Consider the following 6,950-nt stretch of genomic DNA (forward strand, 5'->3'; position numbering starts at 1 on the left):
CCCTTTTCCGAGAAAGGTTGAGTTCGTTGCCCTACAAAATCCTGGTCCTGGTGTCGGAAGCGTACAAATTCAAGCTCGACAATCACTCGATCATCCCCAGTGCCCTGTACCGCGAAGGCCATGAGGTGCACATCGGCGACATCGACACGCTCTGCGTGCACGATTCCGTCGTCGTGTGCGACCGGATGAGGCTGTCGGAGGAGTTCACTGCCGGTGGTGACTTCCCGACGCTGAGCGAGTCCTATGCCTCCGCCGAGGACTTCGACCTGGTGTGGGCGCTGGCCGGCACCCACCCCGAGGCCAAGACCGATTACTTCCAGCTGCTGTGGCTGCTCAACCAGCGGGTGCCGTTCGTCAACGACGCCTCCGCGCTGTTCTACCTCAACTCGAAGATCAACCTCGGTGCCCTCGTGCCGCCCGAGCACCTGCCCGTGTCGTACGTCTCCAACGACTACGACGTCCTGAACCGGCTCGTCGAGTCCGACACCGACCGCTCCTGGGTCGTCAAGCCGACCAACGAGGGCTGCGGCGCGGACGTCTACGTCGTCAACGGAAAGGACCGCAACAGCTCGGCGCTGCTGAGCTCCGCCACCGGAAACGCGACGTCCCGCTACGTCAGTTACGGCCGCGACATCATCGGCATGGCCAAGCGGTACGCCGCGGTCCAGGAGTACATCCCCAACATCCGCACCAACGAGAAGCGCGTGATCCTCGCGGGTGACACTCCCGTGTCCGGATTCCTCCGCTTCCCCCGCGAGAACGACAACCGGGCCAACGCCACCGTGGGCGCACGCTACGAGCCGCTCGAACTCACCCCGGAAGAGGACGAATTCGTCCGCCGGCTCGGAAAGCAGATGATGGGCTTCGGCATTTTCTACGTGGGAATCGACCTCGCCTTCCCGTACGTGATCGAGGTCAACATGGAGAATCCCGGCGGGCTGAACTACCACCAGCGCGCCACCGGCGAGGACAGGTCCTCCGAGGCCGTCACCACCGTACTGGCCGCCCTGCGCACCGCCGGAAAGCTGCCGTAAGGCCCGGGCCTGCCGATACCCCGGAGGACAATCCGCGGAAAACCGCGGAAAACCGGGGAAATGGGCCTCCGGGCCCTTACGGTGGGCGCATGCTCTTCGGCGTGGTGCTGGCGTTCTGCGCGGCCCTGTGCATGGGCGCGGCGACGGTGCTGCAGGCGATCGGGGCCCGCAGGACCGCCGCCGGGTCGCTGGTGCCGGCCCTGCGCCAGTGGCCGTTCCTGGCCGGCGTCTGCGTGGACACCCTGGGCTTCGGGGCCGAGCTGGCCGCCCTGCGCTCGCTACCGCTGTTCGTGGTGGAAGCGGCGCTGGCCTCGTCACTCGCGGTCACCGCGGTGATCGGGGCGGCCGTCCTGGGCATCAGGCTGCGGCCCGCGGAATGGTGCGCCGTCGCCGCGGTCTGCGCCGGCCTCGCCCTGCTGGCGATCGCCGCGGGCCACGAGGGCACGGGCACCGGCGACGAACGCCTGCGCCTGGTCGTCCTCGCCGCCTCCGTGGGCCTGGTCCTGCTGGGCTGGGCAGCGGCACACCGCGTCCACCGCCACCGCGCGGCCCTCCTGGGCGGCCTGGCGGGCCTGAGCTTCGGCCTGGTGGCCGTCGCCGTCCGTCTCCTGCCGGACCTCGCCGTCCCCCGGATCCTCACCGCCCCGACGACGTACGCCGTGGTCATCTCCGGAATCGGCGGCTACCTCCTGCTGATCGAGGCCCTGCGCTCCGGATCGGTCACCGCGGCCACGGCGGCCATGGTGATCGGCGAATCCGTCTGGCCGGCCCTCTTCGGTGTCGTCTGGCTGGGCGACACCACCCGCCACGGCTTCACCCCCCTGGCCGTCGCGGGCTTCGCGGCCTCCATCGCGGGCGCCCTGGCCCTGGCCCGGTTCGGGGAGGCGGAGACGTAGGGGGCCGCGGCGGCCTCGGGCCGTCCGCTCAGGTGCCCGCCCACGACCAGTCCGCGACCTCCGGCAGATCCGTGCCGTGTTCCCGGATCCAGGCGTGGTGGCGGGTACGGGCGTCCTCCATCGCCTGGCGCACGGGCGCGGCGCGGACGGCGAGGGAGGGGACGCGGTCGATGACGTCCATGACGAGGCGGTAGCGGTCGAGGTCGTTGCGGACGACCATGTCGAAGGGCGTGGTCGTGGTGCCGATCTCCTTGTAGCCGCGGACGTGCAGATGGGCGTGGCCGGTGCGGCGGTAGGCGAGGCGGTGGATGAGCCAGGGGTAGCCGTGATAGGCGAAGATCACCGGCTTGTCGGGCGTGAACAGGGCGTCGTACTCCGCGTCGGCCATCCCGTGCGGATGCTCCCCGGCGGGCAGCAGCCGGGCCAGGTCGACGACGTTGACGACGCGCAGCGCCAGCTCCGGCAGGTGCCGCCGCACGAGCTGGGCGGCGGCCAGGACCTCCTGGGTGGGGACGTCACCGGCGCAGGCGAGGACGACGTCCGGCTCACGGCCGCCGTTCTCGGTACCGGCCCACGTCCACACGCCGGCGCCGCGGGCGCAGTGGGCGCGGGCCTGCTCCAGGTCGAGCCAGTCGAAGCAGGGCTGCTTCCCGGCCACGACGACGTTGACGTAGTCGCGGGTGCGCAGCACATGGTCGGCCACGGACAACAGGGTGTTGGCGTCCGGCGGCAGATAGACCCGTACGGCCTCGGGGCTCTTGTTGAGGATGTGGTCGATGAAACCGGGGTCCTGGTGGGAGAAGCCGTTGTGGTCCTGACGCCACACGTGGGAGGTGAGCAGGTAGTTGAGGGAGGCGACGGGACGGCGCCAGGGCAGGCGGCGGGAGACCCGCAGCCACTTGACGTGCTGGTTGACCATGGAGTCGACGATGTGCACGAACGCCTCGTAGCAGGAGAACAGGCCGTGCCGGCCCGTCAGCAGATAACCCTCCAGCCAGCCCTGGCAGGTGTGCTCCGAGAGGATCTCCATCACGCGTCCGTGCCGGTCCAGGTCCTCGTCCGTGGCGACGGTCGTCGCCTGCCATGCCTTGCCGCTGGCCCGGTAGACGGCCTGGAGCCGGTTGGAGGCGGTCTCGTCCGGGCCGACGAGCCGGAAGTCCCGGCGCCCGGCCGTCGCCTCCATCACGCTCGCGAGCAGCTTGCCCAGGACGCCGGTGGGCTCGTGCAGGCTCGCGCCGGGCTTGTCGACCGGCACCGCGAAGCGCTCCAGCGGCGGGAGCGGCAGGTCGCGCAGCAGCAGGCCACCGTTGGCGTGCGGCGTCGCCCCCAGCCTGCGGGCGCCGTCCGGAACGCACGACAGCACCTCGGGCCGCGGCCGGCCCCGCTCGTCGAAGAGCTCCTGCGGGCGGTACGAGCGCAGCCACGCCTCCAGCTGCCGCAGGTGTTCGGGGTTGTCGCGGACCGCCGACAGCGGCACCTGGTGGGAGCGCCACGTGCCCTCGACCGGCAGGCCGTCGACCTCACCGGGGCCGGTCCATCCCTTGGGCGTGCGCAGCACGATCACGGGCCAGCGCGGCCGCTCGGTGACGCCCTCGCGCCGGGCGGCGCGCTGAATGCCGGCGATGCGGTCCAGGGCCGCGTCCAGGGCGGCGGCCATCGCCCGGTGTACGGCCGCGGGGTCCTCGCCCGCGACATACAGGGGCTCGTGGCCGTAGCCGCGCAGCAGCCCGTCCAGCTCGGCCTCGGGCAGGCGGGCGAGGACGGCCGGGTTCGCGATCTTGTAGCCGTTGAGGTGCAGGACGGGCAGCACCGCGCCGTCGTGGACCGGGTCGAGGAACTTGTTGGAGTGCCAGGACGTGGCCAGCGGCCCGGTCTCCGCCTCTCCGTCGCCGACGACGCACGCGACGAGGAGGTCCGGGTTGTCGAACGCGGCTCCGTAGGCGTGGGAGAGGGAATAGCCCAGCTCACCGCCCTCGTGGATCGAGCCGGGCGTCTCGGGGGCGACATGGCTGGGCACGCCGCCGGGGAAGGAGAACTGCCGGAACAGCCGCTCCATGCCCGCCGCGTCCCGGGTGACGTCGGGGTACGTCTCGGTATACGAGCCCTCCAGCCAGGAGTTCGCCAGCACGGCGGGCCCGCCGTGCCCCGGCCCCCACACGCACAGCGCGTCCAGCCCGCGTGCCTTGATGACGCGGTTGAGGTGGGTGTGGACGAGGTTGAGGCCGGGCGAGGTGCCCCAGTGGCCGAGCAGGCGGGGCTTGACGTGCTCGGGGCGCAGCGGCTCCGTCAGCAGGGGGTTGGCCAGCAGGTAGATCTGCCCGACGGCCAGGTAGTTCGCGGCCCGCCAGTGCGCGTCCAGGTCCCGCAGCTCCTGGTCGGCCGGACCGGTGGCCGGTGCCCGGTCCGGCGTCGTGACGTCCCGCATGACTGCCTCCGCAACGCTTCGTCCGAGGATCCAGTGGCGGCTCGCTCCGCGACGTGACGCGGCTTCGCCATCTCCGCGTCTTCCCCCCGGCCGTCGCTTCACCCAGCCTGACCCGGCCGTGGTCCCGCCGCCAGAGGACCCGCCGGGGCGTCCCGGCCGCCGTGCGCGGGCGGTGCCGGGGCGGGAGACTCGTCGGTGCCGGGCGGTACGACAGGTGAGGGGACGTGGGGGACGTGAGGGGACGTGAAGGAAGGGGCCATGGACCTGGAGAGCGTGAGCGACGAACTCTTCCGGCTGCGCCCGGAGGAGTTCACCGCCGTCCGCGACCGGCGGGCGGCCGAGGCCGTACGGGCCGGCGACCGGGAACTGGCCCGCCGCGTCAAGGCGCTGCGCCGGCCCACGCTCGCGGCCTGGGTGAGCAATCTCCTGGTACGGGAGAGGCCGGACGAGGCCGATGCGCTGATCGGTCTCGGCGAGGGGCTGCGGGACGCCCACCGGAACCTGGACGGTGGCCGGCTGCGGGAGCTCGGCCGCGCCCAGAGGACCCTGGTGGCAGCCCTGTCCCGGCGGGCCGGCCTCCTCGCGGACGAGGCCGGGCACCCCGTCGGTGAGGACGTGCGGCGCGAGGTCGAGGAGACGCTGCACGCCGTCCTGGCGGATCCCGCGGCGGCGCGGGAGTGGGCGACCGGCCGGCTCTCCAGACCCCTGTCGGCGGTGACCGGCTTTCCGGGGCTGGCCCCCGACGCCGCGGACCGCCTCGCCGCGCCGCCCGCGCCCTCGGCACCCGGTCCCGCGCGGGAGCGGGGCGGCGGGGCGCGCGTCACGGACCTGGCCGAGGCACGCGAACGCCGCCGGCGCGAACAGCGGCGGCACGACATCGACCGCGTGCGGCGGGAGGCGGAGCGGGCCGCGCACGAGATGCGCGCCCGGGAGGAGGAGCTGGGCCGCGCCAGGGCGGAGGCGGAACGGGCGGAGGAGGCCGAGGCCGCGGCGCGCCGGCGGCTGGAGGAACTGGCCGCCGAAGTCGACGCGGCCGAACACCGCCGGCGCGCCGCCACCGAGGCGGTGCGCGAGGCACGCGGCCGCCAACGGGAGGCGGACCGCGCCTGGCGGACGGCCCGCCGGGCGGCGGAGACGGCGGAAGCGGAGGCCAGAGCGGCGGAGGAGGCGGACGACGACGGGGGCTGACCCGGTGGCCGGGGGCCCGGCCGTGTCCGGCGGATCAGTGACCGCTGTGGCCGCCTCGCGGGGAGAAGTGAGCCCCGGTCCCGCCCTTTCGCCGTTTCCCGGGGCTCCGCCCCGGACCGCGGTCCGCAAACGCCGGACGGGCTCCCCTGTGGCCCCTCACAACCGGCGCCAGGAGTCGTTCTCCATGTGGGAGCCGGCATGCGGTCCCATCCGCAGCATGCCGCCGTCGACGCTCCACGAGGCCCCCGTGACGTAGCCGGCGTCCGGTCCGCTGAGGAAGGCGATCACCGCCGCCACCTCGCGGGCGTCACCCGGGCGGCCCAGGGGGACGCCGGGCCGGTGGGTGGCGTGGACGTCGGTGTCCACCTGACTGGTCATCGGCGTGGCGATCTCGCCGGGCGCGACGGCGTTGACGGTGATGCCGTGCTCGGCGAGCTCCAGTGCCATCACCTGGGTGAGCAGGCCGAGGCCGCCCTTCGAGGCGCAGTAGGGCGCCGCGCCCACCCGGGGCTGGTGCTCGTGGACGCTGGTGACGTTGACGATCCGTCCGCCGCCGCCCTGCCGGATCATGCGCCGGGCCGCGCGCTGCCCGCACAGCAGCGGGCCGACGAGGTTGACGTCGAGCACCTCGCGGACCGTGTCGAGCTCCAGTTCGAGGAATGGCGTGGCCGTGCCGACGCCCGCGTTGTTGACCAGGACGTCGATGCGGCCGAGTTCGTCGGCGAGCCGGTCGACGCATGCGGCGGCGTCCGGCAACTGGGTGAGGTCCATCTGCCCGAGCACGGCCCGCCGGCCGGCCGCTCGCACCTCGGCGGCCGTCCCTTCGGCCCCTTCGAGGTCGGTGTGCCAGGTGATGCCGATGTCCATGCCCTGCTGGGCCAGTCGTACGGCGGTGGCACGGCCGATGCCCGAGTCCGCGCCGGTGATCACGGCGACGCGCGGGGCGGTTTCCTGCTCGTCCATGGAAGTCCTCGTCTCCTGGGGTGCGCCGGGGGTCCGGTCACTGCTGACCGGTACCCGCTCCGGCGCACACGTCACCCGGCCGGTGCCGGCTCAGGCCGCATCGGCGTCACGGCCCGTGCCGCCGGGCGGGGGACGCAGGTGCGGTCCCGGGGAGGCGGGCGGGGGCGGCTCGCGCGACGGCGGGCCGGGCACGACACGCAAGTGCCGGCCGGGCAGCGCGTGACGCGGCTTGCTGGAACCTTTCGTCAGGAGGCGCTCCTCGTACTGGTCCAGCGCGAGCACCAGGCACAGCAGCGCGGGAGGCAGGAGGAGGGCGACAGCGAGCACGGGAATCTCCTTTCGGGAACGGGCGGGGTACCGGAGCGGGTTGCCCCACCCGCCCGGCCCAAACGCGCACCCATGATCGGTCGTATCCCCGTCCTGGACCTCGGCCCGCTCGTCGAC

Annotated in this window: 6 protein-coding genes; 3 read left to right on the top strand and 3 right to left on the bottom strand. The window is 73.2% G+C overall.

Going from position 1 to position 6,950, the window contains the following annotated elements; translation table 11 throughout:
- Positions 1-26 precede the first annotated feature (26 nt).
- Both ABZ956_RS26695 and ABZ956_RS26700 read left to right on the top strand, forming a co-directional pair.
- Positions 27-1,034: a glutathione synthase gene (locus ABZ956_RS26695; protein ID WP_361898688.1), complete on the top strand. Its 1,008-nt coding sequence runs from the start codon at positions 27-29 to the stop codon at positions 1,032-1,034.
- An 89-nt stretch (positions 1,035-1,123) separates the two neighbouring features.
- Complete coding sequence (locus ABZ956_RS26700; protein ID WP_361898691.1) at positions 1,124-1,930, top strand: hypothetical protein; 807 nt, start codon at positions 1,124-1,126, stop codon at positions 1,928-1,930.
- Positions 1,931-1,958: 28 nt separating this feature from the next.
- Here ABZ956_RS26700 and ABZ956_RS26705 read toward each other — a convergent pair whose 3' ends face one another.
- Entirely contained in the window at positions 1,959-4,355 is a 2,397-nt protein-coding gene (locus ABZ956_RS26705; RefSeq protein ID WP_361898694.1) for a phosphoketolase family protein, read from the bottom strand.
- Between the two features lie 258 nt (positions 4,356-4,613).
- On the opposite strand from ABZ956_RS26705, the gene ABZ956_RS26710 reads away from it, so the two are divergent.
- A complete protein-coding gene (locus tag ABZ956_RS26710; protein ID WP_361898697.1) occupies positions 4,614-5,543 on the top strand; it encodes a hypothetical protein in 930 nt (309 codons plus the stop codon).
- A 156-nt stretch (positions 5,544-5,699) separates the two neighbouring features.
- Here ABZ956_RS26710 and ABZ956_RS26715 read toward each other — a convergent pair whose 3' ends face one another.
- The gene (locus ABZ956_RS26715; RefSeq protein ID WP_361898700.1) at positions 5,700-6,506 is read right to left on the bottom strand and encodes an SDR family oxidoreductase; all 807 of its coding nucleotides are present in this window, start codon (positions 6,504-6,506) and stop codon (positions 5,700-5,702) included.
- Between the two features lie 90 nt (positions 6,507-6,596).
- Positions 6,597-6,833, bottom strand: coding sequence for a hypothetical protein (locus ABZ956_RS26720; protein ID WP_361898703.1), 237 nt, complete (start codon positions 6,831-6,833; stop codon positions 6,597-6,599).
- Positions 6,834-6,950 lie beyond the last annotated feature (117 nt).

This window comes from Streptomyces sp. NPDC046261 (assembly GCF_040646235.1).
Lineage (GTDB): Bacteria > Actinomycetota > Actinomycetes > Streptomycetales > Streptomycetaceae > Streptomyces.

Bases quoted from the DNA above. Each gene is read 5' to 3' on its own strand.
- ABZ956_RS26700 (WP_361898691.1), top strand. From the start codon at position 1,124: ATGCTCTTCGGCGTGGTGCTGGCGTTCTGCGCGGCCCTGTGCATGGGC.
- ABZ956_RS26705 (WP_361898694.1), bottom strand. From the start codon at position 4,355: ATGCGGGACGTCACGACGCCGGACCGGGCACCGGCCACCGGTCCGGCC.
- ABZ956_RS26710 (WP_361898697.1), top strand. From the start codon at position 4,614: ATGGACCTGGAGAGCGTGAGCGACGAACTCTTCCGGCTGCGCCCGGAG.
- ABZ956_RS26715 (WP_361898700.1), bottom strand. From the start codon at position 6,506: ATGGACGAGCAGGAAACCGCCCCGCGCGTCGCCGTGATCACCGGCGCG.